This window comes from Comamonas suwonensis, from assembly GCF_012844455.2.
GTDB classification, from domain to species: Bacteria; Pseudomonadota; Gammaproteobacteria; order Burkholderiales; family Burkholderiaceae_C; genus Comamonas; species Comamonas suwonensis.
Genome location: NZ_JABBCQ020000011.1, coordinates 23083 through 43170 on the forward strand (window position 1 = coordinate 23083; position 20088 = coordinate 43170).

At 59.0% G+C, this 20088-nt stretch carries 19 protein-coding genes; 9 read left to right on the top strand and 10 right to left on the bottom strand.

The features are described 5' to 3' along the window. Positions 1-6 precede the first annotated feature (6 nt). The 4 genes from HF327_RS13425 to HF327_RS13440 are packed head-to-tail and all read left to right on the top strand — an operon-like array spanning position 7 to position 3883. Positions 7-1482: an NADH-quinone oxidoreductase subunit M gene (locus HF327_RS13425; RefSeq protein ID WP_099738150.1), complete on the top strand. Its 1476-nt coding sequence runs from the start codon at positions 7-9 to the stop codon at positions 1480-1482. 24 nt (positions 1483-1506) lie between these two features. Next, complete coding sequence (gene nuoN, locus HF327_RS13430; protein ID WP_198460646.1) at positions 1507-3000, top strand: NADH-quinone oxidoreductase subunit NuoN; 1494 nt, start codon at positions 1507-1509, stop codon at positions 2998-3000. Positions 3001-3056: 56 nt separating this feature from the next. Further along, on the top strand, positions 3057-3362 hold the full coding sequence (locus HF327_RS13435) for a DUF2818 family protein (RefSeq protein ID WP_198460647.1): 306 nt from the start codon (positions 3057-3059) through the stop codon (positions 3360-3362). A gap of 8 nt (positions 3363-3370) precedes the next feature. Continuing rightward, complete coding sequence (locus HF327_RS13440; protein ID WP_198460648.1) at positions 3371-3883, top strand: DUF1178 family protein; 513 nt, start codon at positions 3371-3373, stop codon at positions 3881-3883. 46 nt (positions 3884-3929) lie between these two features. Here the strand turns inward: HF327_RS13440 and HF327_RS13445 are convergent, their stop codons facing one another. Genes HF327_RS13445 through HF327_RS13455 form a run of 3 tightly spaced genes read right to left on the bottom strand, consistent with a single transcriptional unit; the run spans position 3930 to position 5672 of the window. Then, positions 3930-4730: an anti-sigma factor family protein gene (locus HF327_RS13445; RefSeq protein ID WP_198460649.1), complete on the bottom strand. Its 801-nt coding sequence runs from the start codon at positions 4728-4730 to the stop codon at positions 3930-3932. Between the two features lie 11 nt (positions 4731-4741). Next, a complete protein-coding gene (locus HF327_RS13450; protein WP_198460650.1) occupies positions 4742-5269 on the bottom strand; it encodes an RNA polymerase sigma factor in 528 nt (175 codons plus the stop codon). Positions 5270-5288: 19 nt separating this feature from the next. Beyond that, positions 5289-5672, bottom strand: a complete 384-nt coding sequence (locus HF327_RS13455; protein ID WP_198460651.1) for a COG4315 family predicted lipoprotein — start codon at positions 5670-5672, stop codon at positions 5289-5291. 685 nt (positions 5673-6357) lie between these two features. Between HF327_RS13455 and HF327_RS13460 the strand changes: the two genes are divergently transcribed. The 5 genes from HF327_RS13460 to HF327_RS13480 all read left to right on the top strand — a co-directional run bounded on the left by HF327_RS13460 (position 6358) and on the right by HF327_RS13480 (position 11159). Beyond that, a complete protein-coding gene (locus HF327_RS13460) occupies positions 6358-7128 on the top strand; it encodes an ABC transporter ATP-binding protein (RefSeq protein WP_198460652.1) in 771 nt (256 codons plus the stop codon). 121 nt (positions 7129-7249) lie between these two features. Continuing rightward, positions 7250-7969, top strand: a complete 720-nt coding sequence (locus tag HF327_RS13465) for an ABC transporter ATP-binding protein (protein ID WP_099738143.1) — start codon at positions 7250-7252, stop codon at positions 7967-7969. Positions 7970-8024: 55 nt separating this feature from the next. Continuing rightward, complete coding sequence (locus HF327_RS13470; RefSeq protein WP_198460653.1) at positions 8025-9221, top strand: ABC transporter substrate-binding protein; 1197 nt, start codon at positions 8025-8027, stop codon at positions 9219-9221. A 48-nt stretch (positions 9222-9269) separates the two neighbouring features. Then, positions 9270-10154, top strand: coding sequence for a branched-chain amino acid ABC transporter permease (locus tag HF327_RS13475; RefSeq protein WP_198460654.1), 885 nt, complete (start codon positions 9270-9272; stop codon positions 10152-10154). 12 nt (positions 10155-10166) lie between these two features. After that, positions 10167-11159, top strand: a complete 993-nt coding sequence (locus HF327_RS13480) for a branched-chain amino acid ABC transporter permease (protein WP_198460655.1) — start codon at positions 10167-10169, stop codon at positions 11157-11159. A gap of 138 nt (positions 11160-11297) precedes the next feature. Here HF327_RS13480 and HF327_RS13485 read toward each other — a convergent pair whose 3' ends face one another. From HF327_RS13485 to HF327_RS13515, 7 genes are all read right to left on the bottom strand, one after another. Continuing rightward, positions 11298-12407: a lipocalin-like domain-containing protein gene (locus HF327_RS13485; RefSeq protein WP_236024194.1), complete on the bottom strand. Its 1110-nt coding sequence runs from the start codon at positions 12405-12407 to the stop codon at positions 11298-11300. Between the two features lie 128 nt (positions 12408-12535). Then, positions 12536-12976: a VOC family protein gene (locus HF327_RS13490; protein ID WP_198460656.1), complete on the bottom strand. Its 441-nt coding sequence runs from the start codon at positions 12974-12976 to the stop codon at positions 12536-12538. A 101-nt stretch (positions 12977-13077) separates the two neighbouring features. Beyond that, a complete protein-coding gene (locus HF327_RS13495; RefSeq protein ID WP_198460657.1) occupies positions 13078-15741 on the bottom strand; it encodes an FtsX-like permease family protein in 2664 nt (887 codons plus the stop codon). Continuing rightward, on the bottom strand, positions 15741-16457 hold the full coding sequence (locus HF327_RS13500; RefSeq protein WP_198460658.1) for an ABC transporter ATP-binding protein: 717 nt from the start codon (positions 16455-16457) through the stop codon (positions 15741-15743). Before HF327_RS13500 ends, HF327_RS13495 begins: the two co-directional genes overlap by 1 nt. Before the next feature lie 40 nt (positions 16458-16497). Next, on the bottom strand, positions 16498-17505 hold the full coding sequence (gene miaA / locus HF327_RS13505; RefSeq protein ID WP_198460659.1) for a tRNA (adenosine(37)-N6)-dimethylallyltransferase MiaA: 1008 nt from the start codon (positions 17503-17505) through the stop codon (positions 16498-16500). A 120-nt stretch (positions 17506-17625) separates the two neighbouring features. Then, positions 17626-18948 (bottom strand): sulfatase family protein, encoded by a 1323-nt coding sequence (locus HF327_RS13510; RefSeq protein WP_198460660.1) that lies wholly within the window; start codon positions 18946-18948, stop codon positions 17626-17628. A 16-nt stretch (positions 18949-18964) separates the two neighbouring features. Then, positions 18965-19963: a tripartite tricarboxylate transporter substrate-binding protein gene (locus tag HF327_RS13515; protein ID WP_198460661.1), complete on the bottom strand. Its 999-nt coding sequence runs from the start codon at positions 19961-19963 to the stop codon at positions 18965-18967. Between the last annotated feature and the right edge of the window lie 125 nt (positions 19964-20088).

The window sequence follows — 20088 nt, forward strand, 5'->3', positions numbered from 1 at the left end:
ACAAAAATGGGTTTGTTGAGTCTTTCTATCTGGGTACCGATTGCATTCGGCGCCCTTCTGCTGGCCTTCAGCAAGGAAGGGCAGGCCAACGCAGTGCGCTGGCTGGCCCTGATCGGCGCGCTGATCGGCTTTGCGGTAACCATTCCTTTGGTTACCGGTTTTGACACCACTACTGCCAATATGCAGTTTGTGGAGAACGCGCTCTGGATTGAGCGCTTCAACATCCACTACCACCTCGGCGTGGATGGCATCTCCATGTGGTTCGTTCCACTGACTGCTTTCATCTCCGTCGTTGTGGTGATTGCCTCCTGGGCAAACATCACAGAGCGCGTGAACCAGTACATGGGCGCGTTCCTGATCCTGTCGGGTCTGATGATCGGCGTCTTCTCGGCGCTGGACGGCATGCTCTTCTACGTGTTCTTCGAAGCCACCCTGATTCCGATGTATCTGATCATCGGTATCTGGGGTGGTCCGAACCGTATCTACGCTGCCTTCAAGTTCTTCCTGTACACCTTGATGGGCTCGCTGCTCACGCTGGTGGCGCTGATCTATCTGTACACCCAGTCGGGTGGCAGCTTCGAGATCCTGGACTGGCACAAGCTGCCACTGTCCGGCACCGCACAGACGCTGATCTTCTTTGCCTTCTTCGCCGCGTTTGCGGTGAAGGTGCCCATGTTCCCGTTCCACACATGGTTGCCAGACGTTCACGTGGAAGCGCCTACAGGCGGCTCCGCCGTGCTGGCTGCCATCATGCTGAAGCTGGGTGCTTACGGCTTCCTGCGCTTTTCGCTGCCCATTGCTCCTGATGCGGCACACGAGTGGTCGGGCCTGATGATCACGCTGTCGCTGATTGCCGTGATCTACGTGGGTGTGGTGGCTCTGGTGCAAAAGGACATGAAGAAGCTGGTGGCTTATTCTTCCGTAGCGCACATGGGCTTTGTGACTCTGGGCTTTTTCATGTTCAACAACCTCGGTATCTCCGGTGGTCTGGTGCAGATGATTGCCCACGGTTTCGTGTCTGGCGCCATGTTCCTGTGTATCGGCGTGCTGTATGACCGCGTTCACTCGCGTGAAATTGCTGCCTATGGTGGTGTGGTCAACACCATGCCCAAGTTTGCTGCCTTCGCACTGCTGTTCTCCATGGCCAACTGCGGTCTGCCTGCAACGGCCGGCTTCGTGGGTGAGTGGATGGTGATTCTGGGCGCTGTGCAATACAACTTCTGGATTGGCATGGGCGCTGCAACAGCCCTGATCTTTGGCGCTGCCTACACCCTGTGGATGTACAAGCGCGTGTACCTGGGTCCTGTGGCCAATGACCATGTGAAGGAACTCAAGGACATCAACTGCCGTGAATTCCTGGTTCTGGGCATTCTGGCTGCAGCCGTGATGGTCATGGGCCTGTATCCCAAGCCCTTCACCGATGTGATGGATGTGTCTGTGGCAGAGCTCATCAAGCATGTGGCTGTGAGCAAGCTCAACTGACCAGACTGAAACGAGAGACACGAGATGATTGACAACATCAGCTGGCTGGCTATTTACCCGGAGATTGTTCTCCTGGTCATGGCCTGCATCATTGCCTTGGTGGACTTGGGCGTGACAAGCGCCCGCCGCACAGGCACCTATGTTCTGACCATGCTCACCCTGCTTGTTGTAGCGGTGATGCAAGGCATGTATGCCTCTAGTGGCAATACCTTCTACGGCTGGGGCAACATGGTTGTCTCTGACGCCATGGGCAACTGGCTCAAGTGCTTTGCTACGATTGCCATGATGATCACCATGGTCTACGGCCGTCCCTACGCGGCCGAGCGTGACATGCTGCGCGGCGGTGAATTCTTCACCCTGTCCATGCTGTCGCTGCTGGGCATGTTCATCATGATCAGCGGCAACAACTTCCTGGTCCTGTATCTGGGGCTGGAGCTGCTGACCCTGTCCAGCTACGCGCTGGTGGCTCTGCGCCGTGACAATACTGCTGCTGTTGAAGCGGCCATGAAGTACTTCGTGCTGGGCGCCATGGCTTCGGGCTTCCTGCTGTACGGCATGTCCATGCTCTACGGTGCTACCGGTTCGCTGGATATCGGCCAAGTCTTCAAGGCCATTTACTCCGGTGAAATCAAGCATCAGGTGCTGGTCTTCGGTCTGGTGTTCGTGGTTGCTGGTCTGGCCTTCAAGCTGGGTGTGGTTCCCTTCCACATGTGGGTGCCTGACGTTTATCAGGGCGCACCTACAGCCATCACCGCTTTGATCGGTGGCGCTCCCAAGCTGGCTGCTTTTGCCATGACTATCCGCCTGCTGGTGGATGGACTGCTGCCCCTGGCCGTTGACTGGCAACAGATGCTGATGGTTCTGGCTGTTTGCTCGCTGCTGGTGGGTAATCTGGCCGGTCTGCAGCAGACCAGCCTCAAGCGCATGCTGGCTTACTCGACGATTTCCCAGATGGGCTTTGTCATGCTGGGCCTGATGTCGGGTGTGGTGGATGGCAAGGTTGATCCTGCGACCGTCGAAAACGCCTATAGCTCTGCGATGTTCTACGTGGTGACCTATGTGCTGACGGCTCTGGCATCCTTCGGTGTGATCTTGCTGCTGGCCCGCGAAGGCTTTGAAAGCGAAGAGATCGCTGATCTGGCTGGCCTGAACCAGCGCAGCCCGCTGTACGCTGGCGTGATGGCGATCTGTCTGTTCTCCATGGCTGGTATTCCTCCACTGGTGGGCTTCTATGCCAAGCTGTCCGTGCTGCAAGCACTGATTGCTTCGGGCAGCAGCCTGTACATCGGTCTGGCCGTGTTTGCTGTGATCATGTCGCTGATCGGCGCTTTCTATTACCTGCGCGTCGTCAAGGTCATGTACTTTGATGCTCCAATCACAGCTACCAGCGTGTCCGCTCCTCTGGATGTGCGCGTTGTGCTGACCATCAACGGTGCGCTGGTTCTGCTGCTGGGCATCTTGCCTGGTGGTCTGATGGCCTTGTGCGCTGACGCCGTGGTGCGTGCCCTGGCTTCCTGATAAGACGAATGCGATGAGGGCTTGATGCCCTCATCGCTTTTTCTAGGAATGGCTTAGTGTCTATTACCGCCTCTATCTGGCTCATCATCTTGGCTGCCCTTGTGGCAGCCAATTTGCCTTTTATCAACCAGCGTCTGGGCATCGTCGGCCCGGTCGTTACAGGTCGCAAGTCCTTGTGGGTTCGCCTGCTCGAAATGGTGATTCTCTATTTGCTGGTCGGCGGTTTCGGTCTGCTGCTTGAGCGCCGTGCCGGGCAGATATCACCACAAGGCTGGGAGTTTTATGCAGTGACTGCGACACTGTTTCTGACGCTGGCATTCCCCGGCTTCGTGTATCGCTATCTTGTCCATCGCAAGGGTTGAATGCAGCTATGAAAGTGCTTGATCTTCACTGCCCTGCAGGCCATGTCTTTGAAGGCTGGTTTGCATCGGAAGATGATTTTCAGAATCAGCTGCAACGCCAATTGGTGCAATGCCCCATGTGCGGCGACAGCGATGTGACCAAGCGCTTGAGTGCCCCTCGCCTGAATCTGGGTGCCCAGCCACCCAAGACACCTCAAGTCTCCACACCGGCTACAGCATCCGCCCCTGCGGTTCCGGCCGTCACGCCGGAGATCAGTGCGGAGGCGCGCGCACATCTTCAGTCCATGCAGGTCGCGTGGATGCAGTGGTCGCGCAAGGTGGCAGAAAACACCGAAGACGTAGGTCAGAAGTTTGCTGAAGAAGCGCGTCGCATTCACTATGGTGAAACCGAAGAACGTGCCATTCGCGGCCAGACCAGCCCCAAAGAAGCGATTGAACTGATGGAAGAAGGTATTGGCATTTTGCCACTGGCCTTGCCTGAAGCCGTCGGTGGCGAAGGTGGCAGCGGCAGCTTGCAATAGGCGCTGCTGATACTTTGCTGGCGAATTCGCACAGTGCAAAGATCAATCAATCAAGCTGGCAATAGATCGCATCGGCCAGAACTTGCAAACTCTCGCGCGGCAAGTCGGCACTCAGGGCGTAACCCTGCTGGCCATCAATCCAGTAAAAGCCATGTGTTGTGCCATTACGTGACCACTGAAAAGCGGCCGGTGCCGATGCTGTCGTAGTCTGCTGATCCAAGACAGAGACATAGAGCGTGAGACGCTCGCCGGCCATGTCTTCATACATGAACTGTGCTCGCGCCTGCCCTGTTTCGCCTGGCAGCAACCTTCCCCCCATGAGCTGAAAGCCTTGTGCCTCCAACACAGGTGTTTTCAGTGGCACGCCTAACCGTTTGGACAGCCACTGCACCAGATGCGCCTGCTGCTGCGCCACGACCTCTACCGGGTGGCGCTTCTCTGGCACATAGACCGCATGGGCCGCTGCGGCCTCGCGCACAAAGCCCGGCAACTGCTTTGTTAGGCCGGTTTGCGCGACTGCCATTTTTTGCTGACTTGCACCATAGCCAAGACCAAACCCCGCGCTGATACCCAGACTCAGCATCAGACCGGCAGCCAGTGCATGCTGCCAGCGCCATTGGATTGGCGGTTGACGCAGCGCCCGGGTGAGTTGAGGCGGAACTGGCTCATCCAGCACCTGAGTGTGCAGAGCTTGCAGGCTCGCAGTCTGGGCTTGAATGGCGGCCATACGCGCAGCTTCATCGGGGTGATCAGCTAGCCACTGCGCAACGGCTGCGGCACTTTCGGGCTGCAACTCTCCATCGACCCAGGCGTGCAGCGTGGTTTCATCAGGTCGCTGGTTGCTCATCTCACTTTCCTTCACTTCACAGCCCTCAGCACAGCACTTGCAGGCCGCTCGCCATCCATCAGGCGTCGCAGTTGCTCGCGTGCGCGGGACAGACGTGACATCACCGTACCCACTGGCACGCCCAGCATTTGCGCCGCTTCGCTGTAGCTGAATTGCTCCATGCCAATCAGCAACAGTACCTCCCGCGCCTGAGGGGAGAGCAGGCCCAGTGCCCGCTCCAGATCCAGCTGCAATGCCAGCTTGGGCATGGGGTCGTGGCTGGGGTCTTGCGCGTCATCGAGCTCCACGGTGCGATGCCGCGCCGCCTGCTGCCACTGGTTGGCGTAGAGGTTGTGCATCACCGTCAGCAGCCAGCTGAGCAAGGCTTTTTGCGCTTCTTCAGCTGTGGCAGCAGCGGGTGGATGCCATAGCGCCCATTTCTGGCAGGCCCGCTCCAGCGTATCTTGAACCAGATCATCAGCCAGCGCTGCATCACCCGCCAGCGCACGGGCATAGCGGCGCAGGCGGGGAATGTGGGCGAGGGCTGAGTTGATGTTCACTCGATACGCTCAAACAGGCTCAGGGCTTGGCAACATGCCAGCTGTTGTTGAGGAGGCCGTCGCCGGTCATGTCGCCGGGTTTGGTGTCCTTGGCCCAGTGGTAGAGCGGACGGCCTTTATAAGCCCACTGTTTGCTGCCGTCGTCGCGCATTACCACGCTCCAGTCGCCAATAGGGGTGGCATTGGCGAGGGCCATCAGCGGCGGCCAGTTGGTGGCGCAGCCGCCGTTGCACATGCTTTTGCCGGCAGCGTCTTTGTCAAAGACATAAAGCGTCATTTGCGTAGGGCCGACCAGCATGCCGTTCATGGTTGTCGCCGGAGACTTTGCCGGGGTGGCTGTGCCGGTGGCGCAGCCCGCTAGCAGGGCGGCAGAAAGAATCGTCAGGGATGCGATGCGAAGCATGGGAACTCTCCTTGTGGTTGACCTGCGGTAAACAGTTCAGGGGGGCGTTTTATTCCATGCTTTTTCAACAATGCATGCAAGCGTTGTTGATTTAATTTTTTTGATAGCGCCTACCGCTTGTTAAAAATGGATTTCATGAATAAAACAAGCTGGAACTTATGAATAAAAAGAGCAAGCAGCTTTGAAATGAATAGCGACTCCTGATGTCATTTGTCGCCATGGGTTTTCATGGGCGACAAATAGCAAGCATATTTGCGGCGCTTGGGATAGTAACCAAGTTACCTGCGTGGGAATTTTCAGGCACAGGGTTTACGGCAACTTTGCTGCTGCCTACACAGCTTGTCGGCGTTTGATCGACAGGCTGTTGTTATGAATATTGATAGCGCGACAGCTATGCCCATCATGAGGTTTGCGAGTACTGAAGTGGACGCTGACATCTGTGCGAGCTACTTTCTGCCGAATGCTTTGAGTCTTGCTCTTGCCGTTTGAAGTTTGCGATTACTCCTTTTGAGACCACCTATTTTTGGAGTACCTAGGGAAAGCATAAGTGGCTGCCTGCCACTCCCCTAGGAGTTTCCCGCTGCGGCAGCGCCGCCGGGCAGCCCAAGATGCCAAGCAAGTAGAGGGTGCATTACAAGGTGCACCTGTCTTTTGTTTTCCAGCACTCAGGATTGACGGCCAGCGCATGAGCGACCTAATTCTCGAAACCAAGCAACTCACCAAAGAGTTCAAAGGCTTTACCGCCGTCAGCAAGGTGGATCTGGCCGTGCAGCGTGGCTCCATTCATGCATTGATCGGGCCTAACGGTGCGGGCAAGACCACTTGCTTCAATTTGCTGACCAAGTTTCTGGAACCTACTTCCGGAAGCATTCAATTCAACGGCGTAGACATTACCCGCGAAGCCCCGGCGCAGATTGCGCGGCGCGGCGTGATTCGCTCGTTCCAGATATCGGCCGTATTCCCGCACAGCACTTTGCTGGAGAACGTGCGCATTGGCCTGCAGCGCAAGCTGGGTACGGCCTACCAGTTCTGGACCAGCGAGAAGACGCTGAATCAGCTCAATGACCGTGCCATGGAACTGTTGACCGAAGTCGGCCTGCAGGACCTGGCCGATGAACTGACCGTGAACCTGCCTTATGGCCGCAAGCGTGCATTGGAGATCGCCACCACGCTGGCCATGGAGCCCGAGTTGATGCTGCTGGATGAGCCCACGCAGGGCATGGGCCACGAGGACGTGGACCGCGTCACGCAGCTCATCAAGAAAGTCTCGGCTGGCCGCACCATCTTGATGGTGGAGCACAACATGAAAGTGATTGCGACGATTGCAGATCGCATCACCGTGCTGCAACGCGGCGCTGTGCTGGCCGAAGGGCACTACGAAGAAGTTTCAAAAAATCCGCAGGTGATGGAAGCCTATATGGGGACCACGGATGGGCAGTTGCAAGGTGCGCATTGAATGCTCCTCCCTGTGCCGTTCACGCGGCTTCCCCCTGAGGGGGACAGCACCATCGCTGCGGGGCGGCCCTTGCTTGGTGTTTTTGACTTGGGTTCGTGCCAGTTTTGAGATCAGATGAACAATGAATAAGACAAGTACTCCGGCGCTGGAAATTTCGGGACTCAATGCCTGGTATGGCGAGTCTCATGTGCTGCATGGCATGGACCTAGTGGTTAACCCTGGCGAGGTGGTGACATTGCTGGGCCGAAATGGTGCGGGCCGCACCTCCACGCTGCGCGCCATCATGGGCCTGACAGGATCGCGCAAGGGCTCCATCAAGATCAATGGGGTGGAAACCATTCAGTGGCCTACGCACAAGATTGCACATCTGGGCGTGGGCTACTGTCCCGAAGAGCGCGGCATTTTTTCCAGTCTCTCCTGCGAAGAAAACCTGATGCTGCCGCCGCCGCTCAAAACCGGCCAGCCCGGTATGAGCGTGGACGAGATCTACCAGATGTTCCCCAACCTCTACGAGCGCCGCAATAGCCAGGGCACGCGCCTGTCGGGTGGCGAGCAGCAGATGCTGGCCGTGGCGCGCATTCTGCGCACGGGCGCACGTCTGCTGCTGCTGGATGAAATTTCTGAAGGCTTGGCGCCCGTCATCGTTCAGACCCTGGCCCGCATGATTAAAACGCTGCGCGAAAAGGGCTACACCGTGGTGATGGTGGAGCAGAACTTCCGCTTTGCCGCGCCTCTGGCTGATCGATTCTATGTGGTCGAGCACGGCCATGTTGCGCTGCGTTTTGGCGCTGATGAGCTGGACGCAAAGATGTCTGTGCTTAATGAGCTGCTGGGCGTTTGACGCACTGAATTTCTCTTTTCTTTTTCATAACAAAGACCTAACCCTGGAGATCAAGATGAAAGCAAAACTGAGCGTTCTCTCGTGCATGCTGGCTGTTGCTGGTTTGACCAGCCCTCTGGTGCAAGCCCAGGAAAAAGTGAAGATCGGCTTTGTGACCGATATGTCCAGCCTGTATGCCGACGTGGAAGGCAAAAACGGCGCTCTGGCCATGCAAATGGCAATTGACGACTTTGGTGGCAAGGCGCTGGGTCAGCCCATTGAGCTGATGAGCGCAGACCACCAGAACAAGGCCGATATTGCTGCATCCAAGATGCGCGAGTGGATTGATACGCAGAACATCTCGCTGGTCTTCAGCGGCACCAACTCCGGTACAGCGCTGGCGGTCTCGCAAGTGGCGAATGAGAAGAAGCGCGTGCACATCAACAGCGGTGCAGGCTCTTCTGCTTTGACCAATGAGCAGTGCAACCCCTACACCGTGCACTACGCTTATGACACCGTGGCGCTTGCCAAGGGCACGGGTGGCGCGGTGGTCGATCGCGGTGGCAAGGACTGGTTCTTTTTGACGGCTGACTACGCCTTCGGTCAGGCGTTGGAGAGCGATACCACCAAGGTCATTCAAGCCAAGGGTGGCAAGGTGTTGGGCTCGGTCAGGCACCCTCTGAATGCGTCGGACTTCTCGTCCTTCCTGCTGCAGGCGCAAAGCTCCAAGGCCCATATTCTGGGCCTGGCCAATGCGGGTGGCGACACCATCAACGCCATCAAGGCAGCCAAAGAGTTCGGTATCAACAAGACCATGAAGACCGCCGGCCTGCTGGTCTTTCTGACCGATATTCATAGCCTGGGTCTGAAGAACACAGAAGGTCTGCTGCACACCACCAGTTGGTACTGGGACATGAATGACGAATCGCGCAAATTCGCCAACAAGTTCTTTGCCAAGACCAAGCGTATGCCTACCGATGTGCAGGCCGCGGACTACTCGGCTGTCATGAACTATCTGAAGGCCGTCGAAGCCGTCAAGACCACCAATGCGGACAAGGTGATGGCCCACCTGAAGAGCACGCCCATCAATGACTTTTATGGCAAGGGCGTGATCCGTCCGGATGGCACGTTTGCCCATGATATGTACCTGGTCGAAGCCAAGAAGCCCAGCGAATCCACCAAGCCCTGGGACTACCTCAAGGTCCTGACCAAGCTGCCTGCTGACACGGTCTGGACGACCAAGGCCGAGACCAAGTGCGCGCTCTGGAAGTAATCGCGACCTTGGACTGATGCACACCTAATACCCACCAGCGTATCTCTCATGGAAATCTTCGGCGTTTCATTGCCCGGCCTGATGAGCCAGCTCCTTCTGGGGCTGGTCAACGGTTCGTTCTACGCAATTCTGAGTCTGGGTCTGGCCGTGATTTTCGGCCTGCTCAATGTCATCAACTTTGCGCATGGCGCACTGTTCATGCTGGGCGCCATGTGCACCTGGATGGCCATGAGCTACTTTGGCATCAACTACTGGGTGATGCTGATTCTGTCGCCCGTGCTGGTGGGTATTCTGGGTGTGCTGATAGAGCGCTTTTTACTGCGCTGGATCTACAAGCTCGATCACCTCTACGGCCTGCTGCTCACGCTGGGACTGTCGCTGCTGATCGAAGGCGTGTTTCGCTCCGTCTACGGCGTCTCGGGTCTGGGCTATGACACGCCCGAGTTGCTGGAAGGTGCGACCAATCTGGGCTTCATGATTTTGCCCAACTACCGGGCGTGGGTGGTTGTGGCCTCCATTGTGGTCTGTGTGGCCACCTGGTTTGTGATCGAGAAGACGCGTATCGGTGCCTATCTGCGTGCTGGTACCGAGAACCCGCGTCTGGTTGAAGCCTTTGGCGTCAACGTGCCCGTCATGATCACGCTGACCTATGCCTTTGGTGCCGCACTGGCGGCTTTCGCTGGTGTGTTGGCTGCGCCGGTCTACCAAGTCACGCCGCTGATGGGGCAGAACCTCATCATCGTCGTATTTGCCGTGGTGGTGATTGGCGGCATGGGCTCCATCATGGGCTCCATCCTGACGGGGCTGGGGCTGGGTGTCATCGAAGGGCTGACCAAAGTGTTCTGGCCTGAAGCATCGTCCACCGTCGTGTTTTTTATCATGGTCATTGTTTTGCTGATTCGCCCCGCTGGCCTGTTCGGTAAAGAAAAATAAGAGGGGCACGACATGAAATCCAAGACGCTTGTTCAACGCATTGCCCCCGTGGGCTACGGCCTGCTGTTACTGGGCCTGATTGCAGCGCCGTTTCTCGGTGCCTATCCCGTCTTTGTGATGAAGCTCATGTGCTTCGCACTGTTTGCTTCTGCCTTTAACCTGCTGCTGGGCTATACGGGTCTGCTGTCCTTTGGTCATGCAGCCTTCCTAGGTGGCGCAGCCTATGTGGCGGGCTACAGCATCAAGGCCTGGGGCTTTACGCCAGAAATTGGCATGCTGCTGGGCACCGTGGTCGGCGGACTGCTGGGCTTGATCTTTGGCTGGCTGGCCATTCGCCGCCAGGGCATCTACTTCTCGATGATTACGCTGGCGCTGGCGCAGATGCTGTTTTTTGTCGCGCTGCAAGCCAAGTTCACCGGCGGTGAAGACGGCCTGCAAGGTGTGCCACGTGGCAAGCTGTTCGGCGTGATTGATCTGAGCAGTGATCTGACGATGTACTACGTGGCATTGGTGGTGGTGACACTCGCCTTCCTGCTCATCGTGCGCACCATTCACTCGCCTTTTGGTCAGGTGCTCAAGGCCATCAAGGAAAACGAGCCACGCGCGATCTCGCTGGGCTATGACGTGAACCGCTTCAAGCTGCTGGCCTTTGTGATCTCTGCTGCGCTCACCGGTCTGGCGGGCTCACTCAAGACGCTGGTATTGGGCTTTGCCACCTTGTCCGATGTGCACTGGACCACCTCTGGTCACGTGATTTTGATGACGCTGATGGGTGGCCTGGGCACGCTCTCCGGCCCGTTGCTGGGCTCGGCTGTGGTCGTGGCGCTGGAAAACAAGATTGGCGACTTCGGCACCTTCCTCGCTCACACCACGGGTGTTGAATGGTTTGGCACGCTGGGTGAGTCCGTTACCATCGTCACCGGCCTGATCTTTGTGCTGTGCGTGCTGATGTTCCGCAAGGGCATCATGGGCGAGCTAATTGCTTTTCTGGAAAAGAAAAGGTAGACAACCCCTGAGCGGCTTGGCCGCTTCCCCTTCTCTCGCTACGCGGGAGAGGGGCGATAGCCTCGGTGCGGGACGGCCCTTGCTTGCTGTCTCTGACTTGGCGTGTTACGAATCCTCTTACTGGTGCTTGTTGTGACGCTATAGCTTCATCGCTGAAACATAGCCGGTCATTTCAAGATAGCCACGGCCCACCGGGCTGCTACGGCCATCGGATGCAATGCGGCGCAGCTCACATAAACCTTCCCAGTAAATCGCGCCAGTGCTGGCGCGGCTGTCCAGTTCTTGGTCATCCACCAGTGCATACACTTCAAAGCGTCCGGCGGGCGTCTGCACACGCCATGCAACCGGATAGCGCGCCTTGCTGTGAGGACTGATCCAGTAGCGCAGCGGCTTAAATTGCACTTGATTGGCACTAAAGATTTGCGCATTTTCCCCGGCTTGGCGAAACGAGCCGCCAGCCCAGAGTGCGGAGCCGTCCGGGTGCCGTAGATGAAAGGCCGTCAGGGCGCTTCCGTCATCCAGATTCATACCAATCCAGTCCCAGCCCTGTGCCTCTTTATCCATGATGGCGGCGCTGCATTCATGGTCTAACCATGCGCGGTTGTGGGGGCTGGCTTGCACTGGCAGGCGTTGCTTGCCCAAGGTGATGAAGCCGTTGACTCTGAGCTGAGGCTGGCTGTAGTAATAGCTGGCCTGTTCTACTTGCGGGCCTTTGCGTGAAAGACCGTTGGAGCCCTGTAACAGCAAGTGCTGCGTGCTATCAAATTCAAGATCAAGAGTGAAGTCTTTGGCGGCAAGCTTGGCGCTGTAGCGGCTGGCCTGCGCCGCATCTTTCCCGGGGACAGTCTGGCGCTTCAGATACCAGTCGTTGATGTAGACATGGGTGTCGCTTTCACTGGCATCGGCCAGCCCCAGGCCTGCGCGCGCCATGCGCTGGTCGTGATGCAGTTTCTGGCCCTGAACATCGCATAGTGCGGCGTGGGCAAAGATCAGTTGTTTGGCGGCCAGCGGTGATTGCAGGCCTTGCGCAGCCGCAATGCGCGAGCGAAAAAAAGTCAGTTGAAAGCCCCACGGCTTTCCGTCTGCCTGCAACTGCCCGGTGATGTACCACCACTCGGTTTGCAGATCTGGATGGCTGCCAAAATCACGCGGAAATTGCAGCGATTTAATGGGCAATGCTCTGACTGAAGGCGCAAGCATCCAACTGCTCAAACCCAGGCCTGCTGCAGCCAGTGCATGCAGAGACATCCGGCGTGAGATGGCTGCGTCGGTGGGTGCGAAATGAGGTGCGAATTCGGATGGCATCAGGGGCAGTTGGCGCATGCCCCATTGTTACCGCTCAGCGTGTAGCGATGCTCTTTCAGAATTGCTGTGCATTAGCCAATATCAAGCAGCGGAACAATCACCATCCAGCTAATGCCAAAGCGATCCGTCACCATGCCAAAGCTGCGGGCAAAAAAGGTCTCGCCCAACGGCATCTGTACCTGACCTCCTTCGCCGATGGCGGCAAAGATGCGGTGAGCCTCATTTTCATTCGGGGCGGTGATAGAGAGGGCAAAGCCTTTGAAGTCAGGCTTGCCGCCATTCATGCCGTCCGAGGCCATGATCTGTGTCTCGCCAATCTGCATATTGGCGTGCATGATTTTTTCCGGGTCCATCTGACCAGGACCGCAGCCTTGCTCGGCGGCTGGTTCGGGCTGGGGCGGAGCGTCCTTGTAGCGCATCAGCGCCGTGACTTCTGCGCCGAGGGCCGCTTGATAGAACTCCAGAGCCTCTTCGCAGCGGCCATCAAAAAACAGATAGGACTGGACTTGCATACGAACTCCCCAGAGCTGAGTCAGAGCATTGATTGTGCGCTGCCCTTGTTTGCCGTTGTATGAAAAACGCTGCTGAGATTGCAGGTATAGCGATTGGGTATTTACCAGTCTTCTTTGACGGCCAGCACGGCATCTGCGCTGGCGGCTTTTCGTCCGGCCAGCCAGGCGGTGACGACTCCGGCGAGTATCACGGCTGCAGCAAGGCTCAGCAGGCGCAGTGCGGGCAGGCGCAGCTCCATCGTCCAGTGAAAGCTTTGCGGGTTGACCACGTGTACCAGAATCACCGACACCCCCAAGCCCAGCAGCGTGCCAGCCATGGCACCCAGCGTGGTCCACGCAAGCCCTTCTGCCGCGACCACGCTGAGCACATTGCGGCGTGTGAGGCCAAGGTGGGCCAGCAGTCCGAACTCTTTGCGCCGCGCCAGCACCTGGGCGCTGAAGCTGGCGGCAATGCCGAACAGGCCAATGCCAATGGCTACGGCCTGTAGCCAGTAGGTGACGGCAAAGCTGCGATCAAATATGCGCAGCGATCGCTCGCGCAAGGAGGTACTGCTGACAAATTCCAGAGCCACCGCAGGCTGGCCTGGTGTGGTGATGGCTTGCTCTATGGCGGCTTGCAAATCGGCGGGTGTGAGAGCGCCATCAGGCCGGGGCCAGATGGCCACTTCGCTGATCTGGGCGGCATTGCCGGCATCACCCGTCAGAGCCAGATAGTCCTGCCAGTCCAGTGCCACAGCGCCAAACTGGCGCACATAGTCGCGCCAGATGGATGCTATGTAAAACGTAGCTTCTTGCGCTTTATGGTCATGGGTTTGAAGGCTAAAAGCCTTTGAAAGCAGCGGCCACTCATCGCCGGGCTTCAAGCCATATAGCTGGGCCACGGCTTCGCTGATGTGTACGGGAATGCCACTGCGCGTTGAGGCGATCGGCCCGTCGACCCATGGCAGTTGCATGGCCTGATCACCTTTTAGCGGGCGAATCAACAGGCTGATGGCGGGGCGATCAGGGCTGAGCAGCAACTGGCTGCTGCGCATGGCTTGTGCGCGCTCTATCGCCGGCAACTGGCTGATGCTCTGTGCGGCGTCGGTGGGAAGCAAGGCTGCATCGACACGGCTTGAGCCACCGGCGGCACGTACATACAGAGGCGCAGGCAGCACGGCGTCCAGCCACTCCATCATGCTGCCGCGAAAGCTGGTGACCATTACCGTCAGCGCCACGGCCAGACTCAGGCTGGCCACCACGCCGCCCACGGCCACCGTGGTTGCGTGGCGCATACGGCGTGCGCGCTCAAGCGCCAGCATGGCCAGTGGCTGGCGTGACAGTTTGGCGGGCACCATTCCCAGCACCGTACCCAGCAGCCACGGCAGCGCCGCCATGCCGCCCAGTAGCAGCAAGCCCACCGCGATGTACGCGGCCAGCGGAATACCGGCGATGGGGGGCATGAAGGCCAGCGCCACGCTGGCTGACAGAAGTAGCAGCGCAGGCCACAGGTGCGGCGTTTTTTCATGCGTGCTGCCCAGGCCTTTGAGGGTGGCAGCGGGCGGTAAATCCATGGCGGCGCGTGCAGGCCACCATGCGCCAGCCAGCGTGGCGGCAATGCCGAGCAGGCCAAAAACCAGAGCAGCGACAGGGCTCCAGTGCAGCGTGGGCTGCACGCCGGCAAAAAAGCCGCCGCCCAGATCACCGCCCAGTATTTGCAGCGCCAGCCAAGCCAGTGCGCTGCCGAGTGCAATACCGGCCAGACTGCCTAGAACGCCCAGCGCCAGGGCCTCAAGCAGCACCAGAGCCATGCGCTGACGCGGCGTGGCACCCAGCACGGCCAGCAGCGCAAACTGCGGCGCACGTTGCGCCACGCTGAGTGCCAGTACCGAGAACACCAGAAATGCCCCGGTAAACAAAGCCACCAGCGCCAGCACCGTGAGATTGACGCGGTAGGCGCGCGACATCTCGCCCACGCGCTGCTGGTCGTCGCTGGGTTGTTGAATCAGCACCTGGCTCTGCCATGCGGGCAGGGCGTGTAAAGCGGCCGTGATCTGGCTGCGATCCGTGCTGTCGGCCAGCAAAAGGTCGATGCGATCAATACGGTCAAAGCGCTGCAGTTTTTGCTGCAACGCGGCAATGTCCATGATGGCAACGGGTGCGCCCGTAGCCGCCACCGTGCCTGCAATACGCAGTTGTTGGGGCTGGACATTGAGCAGCCATTGCAAGGGGGCGTTGATGGCTTGCGCGGGGCTGAGATGCAAAGCCTGCAAGGCGGCGGCGTTGAGAAACACCGCATCGGGCGCAAACAGATCGAGCCGGTTGCCGCCTTCAAAAAAATGCGGCATCAGCGCGGGGGCGACGGGGGCCAGCTTCAGCGCATCGCTGCCCAGCACGCGCAGCGCGGTGCCTTGAGTCGCGCCTTGCACCGCGCTTTTTGTGCGGCTGCGGGTGCTGGTATCGCCGGGATTGTGCGTGGGCAGCAGCACGGTGGTCTCCAGCCAGGGCACGGCAGTGGCAATGCCTTGGGTCTTGGCGACTTGCGGGTACAGCGCCAGCGGCAAACCACCTTGCATGGCGTGCAACTGCAAATCGGGCTGGCCGTTGACGCTGCGCACGGCGCGCGAGAATTCATCAAGCGCCGACTGGTTGATGACATGTACTGCAAAGCCCAGCGCCACGCCCAGCATGATGGCGAGCAGCGCCGTGGCCGTACGCCAGGGGTGCTGGCGCAGCTCTTGCCAGGAAAAGCTGGTCAGCAGCAGAAAGATGGGGGAGCGTGACATCACAGCGCGGGCTCGGTCTGCATGCCGCTGGCCGTCAGCCGCAGCACGCGATCGGCACGTTTTGCTGCATCGGCGGAATGGGTGACAAGGATGAGCGCCGTGCCGTTGTCGCGGGTTTGCTGCAGCAGCAAGTCCATGACCTGCTGGGCGGTGCAGGGGTCCAGGTTGCCCGTGGGCTCATCGGCCAGTAGCAGCTGCGGCGAATGGACCAGTGCGCGGGCAATGGCCACGCGCTGCAGCTGGCCGCCGCTGAGCTGCTGCGGCAGGCGCTGGCCCAGTCCATCCAGTCCCACGGCCTTGAGCACCTGCTGCACGCGTTGCTCACCTTGTGTATTCATGCGGCCCAGCAGCATCAGCGGCAGGGCGATGTTCTGCGCCACATCGAGATGCGGCAGCACATGAAAGGCCTGAAACACAAAGCCCAGATGTGCGCGGCGCCAGATGGCACGCGCTGTTTCGTCCAGCGTGGAAAGGTCTGTACCCTGATGCAGCACCTGGCCTTGCTGCCAGCTGTCCAGCCCGGCAAGGCAGTTGAGGAAGGTGGACTTGCCTACGCCAGAGTTTCCGACGATGGCGACAAACTCACCGACCTGAACCTCACAGCTGATTTGCTCGAAAACAGTGCTCTGGGCTTGCGCCTGTCCATAGCGTTTGGCCAGGTCTTGAACTTGCAGCAGTGGCTGAGATGAGATCGGGTTTGATGCGTTGGCTGCCATGAAGGCATCTTAACCAGCGCAGGCTGGGCGTTGACCTCGCTCAGCGAGCGGCTTGCTGCGCTGCGTCAATAACGGCCATGGCCGCATCCAGCAGTTGCTGCTGGGCATCTGCTGCATCGCAGGCAATGGCACGGCGCTGGGGCATGGAGCGCAGCCAGGTGATCTGGCGCTTGGCCAGCTGGCGGGTGGCAGCAATGCCTTTTTCGCGCAGCAGTTGGAGGTTGATTTCGGACTGGTTGTGTTGCTCTTGCCAGTCCAGTTCTTCCCAGGCCTGACGGTAGCCCACGCAGCGCATTGATGGCAGATCCAGATGCAGATCGCCGCGTGTGCGCAGCTGGCGCACCTCATCCAGAAAGCCTTGCTGCAGCATCAGATCAAAGCGCTGTGCAATGCGCTGATGCAGCCACTTACGGTCTTCGGGTTCCAGGGAGAAAAGGGCTGTAAGCCCCATCTGCACTGCGGGACCTGCTTTGTTTTTGGTAGTGTGAAAGCTCGACAGCGGTTTACCGGAAACATGCCACACCTCCAGCGCACGCTGAATGCGCTGGCTGTCGCCGGGTGCCAGGCGCGCAGCGGTCACGGGGTCGACTTCAGCCAGCTTGGCATGCATGGCGGGCCAACCCCGCTCGGCGGCTTGCGCATCCAGCATGGTGCGCACTTCGGGGTCTGCAGCGGGCATGTCGTCCAGCCCGTCCATTAGCGCCTTGAAATACAGCATGGTGCCGCCCACTAGCAGTGGTATGGCGTTGCGACTGCGGATGTCATCGACCCGCGTTTGCGTGTCGCGCACAAACTCTGCGGCGCTGTAGGACTGCAGCGGGTCGATGATGTCGATGAGATGATGCGGCACGGCGGCCAGCTCTGCGGCTGTCGGTTTGGCCGTGCCAATGTCCATGCTTTTGTAGACCAGGGCCGAGTCCACGCTGATGATCTCCGTCTTCTGCCAGCGCTGCGCCAGTCGTTCAGACAGCGCCAGTGCCGCAGCAGTTTTGCCCGAGGCGGTGGGACCAGCGATGGCGATACAGGGCAGGGGATGAGAAGCAGTCATGGCGCAGAAATCATTACAGGGCTGGGAGCCAAAAACAAATGGCCCGTGAGGCACGGACCATTGGCGTTTGCAGGCTGCGAAGGATAACGCACCCTATGCCCTTCCCTGTAGCAGCGGGGCTTAACCCTGTTTCAGGCTGGCAGGCACATAACGGTCTGCCTGAATGTCGGGCGACAGGCCGTGGCTGTAGCTTTCGGCGGTAATCGGCAGCAACTGCTCATTCCACTCTTCCCATTGCCTGCGCAGGCTCGTGAAGATTTCGGGCTGATGGTCTTTGAGGTTGGCGCGCTCGCGGGCATCGTCCTCGACGTTGAACAGAAACTCGTTGTCATTGATCTTGAGGTATTTCCACGGCCCTTGTCGCACGGCGCGCTGGGCTTGGGATTTGTAGCGCCAGAACAGAGTGCGCTCTTCGCTTGGCACATCGCCTTCCAAAACAGGCAGGATGTTCTGACCATCGCTAGGGTAGTTGGGGTCTTGCTGGGCTCCCGCGGCTGTCAGCAGTGTGGGCAGCCAGTCAAAAGTGGCGGTGACCTGTTCCTGCACCTGGGGCTGAATGCGAGCGCTCCAGCGCAGCAGCGTGGGTACGCGGATGCCGCCTTCCAGAAGCTCGGTCTTCTGGCCCGTGAACGGCCAAGTCTTGGAAAAGCGCTCGCCGCCGTTGTCGCTGGTGAAGATGACGATGGTGTTGTCGGCCTGACCGCTATCGTCTAGCGCCTGCAGCACCTGGCCCACGGCCTTGTCCAGCGCTTCGACGATTTCGCCGTATTTCTTCAGGCTGCCGCCGTCGTAGTGAAACAGGTTCTTGATGCTGTGAGCGACATGCTCGTCATCCGGCCCCTCCCAGGGCCAGTGTGGTGCTGTGAAATGCAGCGAGAGGAAAAAAGGCTTGGCGATGTTCTTGCGCTCCTGCACATAGCGCGTGGCTTCGTCGCCAAGGATATAGGTGTAGTAGCCCGAGCGCTCCACAGGCTCGCTGCCCTGCCAGAGATCGCGGTCGAATTGTTCGCCCACACCGGGCTTGTGTGTGAAGTAGTCGATGGCTCCGTGGTGGTTGCCAAAGAAATAGTCGTAGCCGCTGCGCTGCGGCCCATAGGCCGGGGGCTGGCCCAGATGCCACTTGCCGATGAGTGCGGTGTCGTAGCCTGCCTTCTTGAGCAGCGATGGCAGCGTAGGATGATCGGGCGGTAGGCCCAGCTGGCCGCCATAGCGCGCCAGCGGCTCTTCAAGTCCTGCACGCAAACGGTATTGGTAGCGTCCGGTAATCAATGCGATGCGGGTGGCCGAGCAGACGGCGGAGTTGGCATAGGCCTGATTGAAGCGCACGCCTTGGGCGGCAAGGCGGTCCAGATGCGGCGTCTTGAAGTCGGTTGCGCCATAGACGCCAAGGTCGGCCCAGCCCAGATCGTCGGCCAGGATGAAAACAATATTCGGAGCAGTCATGAGTCAGTTGCAGTGATTATTCGATGGAGAAACCCGAGGCCGTGATGACGGGACGCCACTTGGCGATCTCGGCCACACGCAGTTGCTCCAGCGCCTGCGGCGTGCGCGGGTCGGGTTGCAGAGAAAGTTCGGCCCATTTGGGTTGCAGCTTGGGGTCGATCAGGGCCTGGTTGACTGCGTGGTTGACGGTTTGAATCGCCTCGGCCGATGTGCCCTTACGCGCCCACAGGCTGTACCAGCCGCTGCCCATGGCCTTGGGATAGCCGGCTTCGGCAAAGGTCGGCACCTTGGGCAGTTCGCGGCTGCGCTGGTTGCCGAAGGTGCCCAGAATGCGCACCTTGCCTTCCTTGTGCAAGGGGCCGAGCTCGCTGGTGGTCTGAATCGCGGACGCCAGCTGGCCGCTGATCAGGTCGGTCATCATGGCTGGGCCGCCCTTGTAGGGCACATGTACGATGTTGACTCCTGCGGCTTCACCCAGCAGCAGGCCGAAGAAATGGGGCAGGCTGCCCACGGCCGGGCTGCCGAAATTGGCTTGCTGTGGGTGGGCCTTGAGCCAGGCCACATATTCCTGAATATTGCGCGCCGGGTGCTTGGCCGGAACGGCCAGACCGAACTGGAAATGCGCGAGCAGGCTGACCGGGGAAAAGTCGCGGGCCGGGTCGTAGCCAGGCTTTTTGTAGACGATCTGTGAGAGTACCGGGGTGATCAGCGGCGCAATCAGATAAGTGCCGCCGTCGCTGGGCGCATTGAGCAGAATCTGCGCTGCAATCTGCCCGTTGGCACCGGGCTTGTTGTCCACCACGACATAGTGGCTCTTGCCCAGTTGTGTGGCGATGTTTTCGGCCAGCACGCGTGCCAGCAGGTCAATGCCGCCGCCAGCACCAAAGCCCACCAGAATTCGGCTGGCCTGGGGTACGGAAGCCGCTTCAGCCGCCTTGGCCAAGGAGTTCAAAGAGAAGCTTGCGGCGCTGGCGGCAAGCAGCGAGTGCTGCAGAAAAGAACGACGGGAATGCATGGCTGTAGATCACAAAAGTGCGGCGCGTGGGCCAGTCCATGCATTCTGAAAAAATCTCTATAAAAAGAAAAATAATAAAAATTGGTTTTTAAATAGCTGAAACATCTTATGGGTTGGTGTTTTTG

Coding starts and splice junctions, on each gene's coding strand:
- HF327_RS13515 (WP_198460661.1), bottom strand. CDS start 19,963: ATGCATTCCCGTCGTTCTTTTCTGCAGCACTCGCTGCTTGCCGCCAGC.
- HF327_RS13485 (WP_236024194.1), bottom strand. CDS start 12,407: ATGTCTCTGCATGCACTGGCTGCAGCAGGCCTGGGTTTGAGCAGTTGG.
- HF327_RS13490 (WP_198460656.1), bottom strand. CDS start 12,976: ATGCAAGTCCAGTCCTATCTGTTTTTTGATGGCCGCTGCGAAGAGGCT.
- HF327_RS13480 (WP_198460655.1), top strand. CDS start 10,167: ATGAAATCCAAGACGCTTGTTCAACGCATTGCCCCCGTGGGCTACGGC.
- HF327_RS13455 (WP_198460651.1), bottom strand. CDS start 5,672: ATGCTTCGCATCGCATCCCTGACGATTCTTTCTGCCGCCCTGCTAGCG.
- HF327_RS13440 (WP_198460648.1), top strand. CDS start 3,371: ATGAAAGTGCTTGATCTTCACTGCCCTGCAGGCCATGTCTTTGAAGGC.
- HF327_RS13425 (WP_099738150.1), top strand. CDS start 7: ATGGGTTTGTTGAGTCTTTCTATCTGGGTACCGATTGCATTCGGCGCC.
- HF327_RS13470 (WP_198460653.1), top strand. CDS start 8,025: ATGAAAGCAAAACTGAGCGTTCTCTCGTGCATGCTGGCTGTTGCTGGT.
- nuoN (WP_198460646.1), top strand. CDS start 1,507: ATGATTGACAACATCAGCTGGCTGGCTATTTACCCGGAGATTGTTCTC.
- HF327_RS13475 (WP_198460654.1), top strand. CDS start 9,270: ATGGAAATCTTCGGCGTTTCATTGCCCGGCCTGATGAGCCAGCTCCTT.
- HF327_RS13465 (WP_099738143.1), top strand. CDS start 7,250: ATGAATAAGACAAGTACTCCGGCGCTGGAAATTTCGGGACTCAATGCC.
- HF327_RS13495 (WP_198460657.1), bottom strand. CDS start 15,741: ATGTCACGCTCCCCCATCTTTCTGCTGCTGACCAGCTTTTCCTGGCAA.
- miaA (WP_198460659.1), bottom strand. CDS start 17,505: ATGACTGCTTCTCATCCCCTGCCCTGTATCGCCATCGCTGGTCCCACC.
- HF327_RS13445 (WP_198460649.1), bottom strand. CDS start 4,730: ATGAGCAACCAGCGACCTGATGAAACCACGCTGCACGCCTGGGTCGAT.
- HF327_RS13500 (WP_198460658.1), bottom strand. CDS start 16,457: ATGGCAGCCAACGCATCAAACCCGATCTCATCTCAGCCACTGCTGCAA.
- HF327_RS13510 (WP_198460660.1), bottom strand. CDS start 18,948: ATGACTGCTCCGAATATTGTTTTCATCCTGGCCGACGATCTGGGCTGG.
- HF327_RS13460 (WP_198460652.1), top strand. CDS start 6,358: ATGAGCGACCTAATTCTCGAAACCAAGCAACTCACCAAAGAGTTCAAA.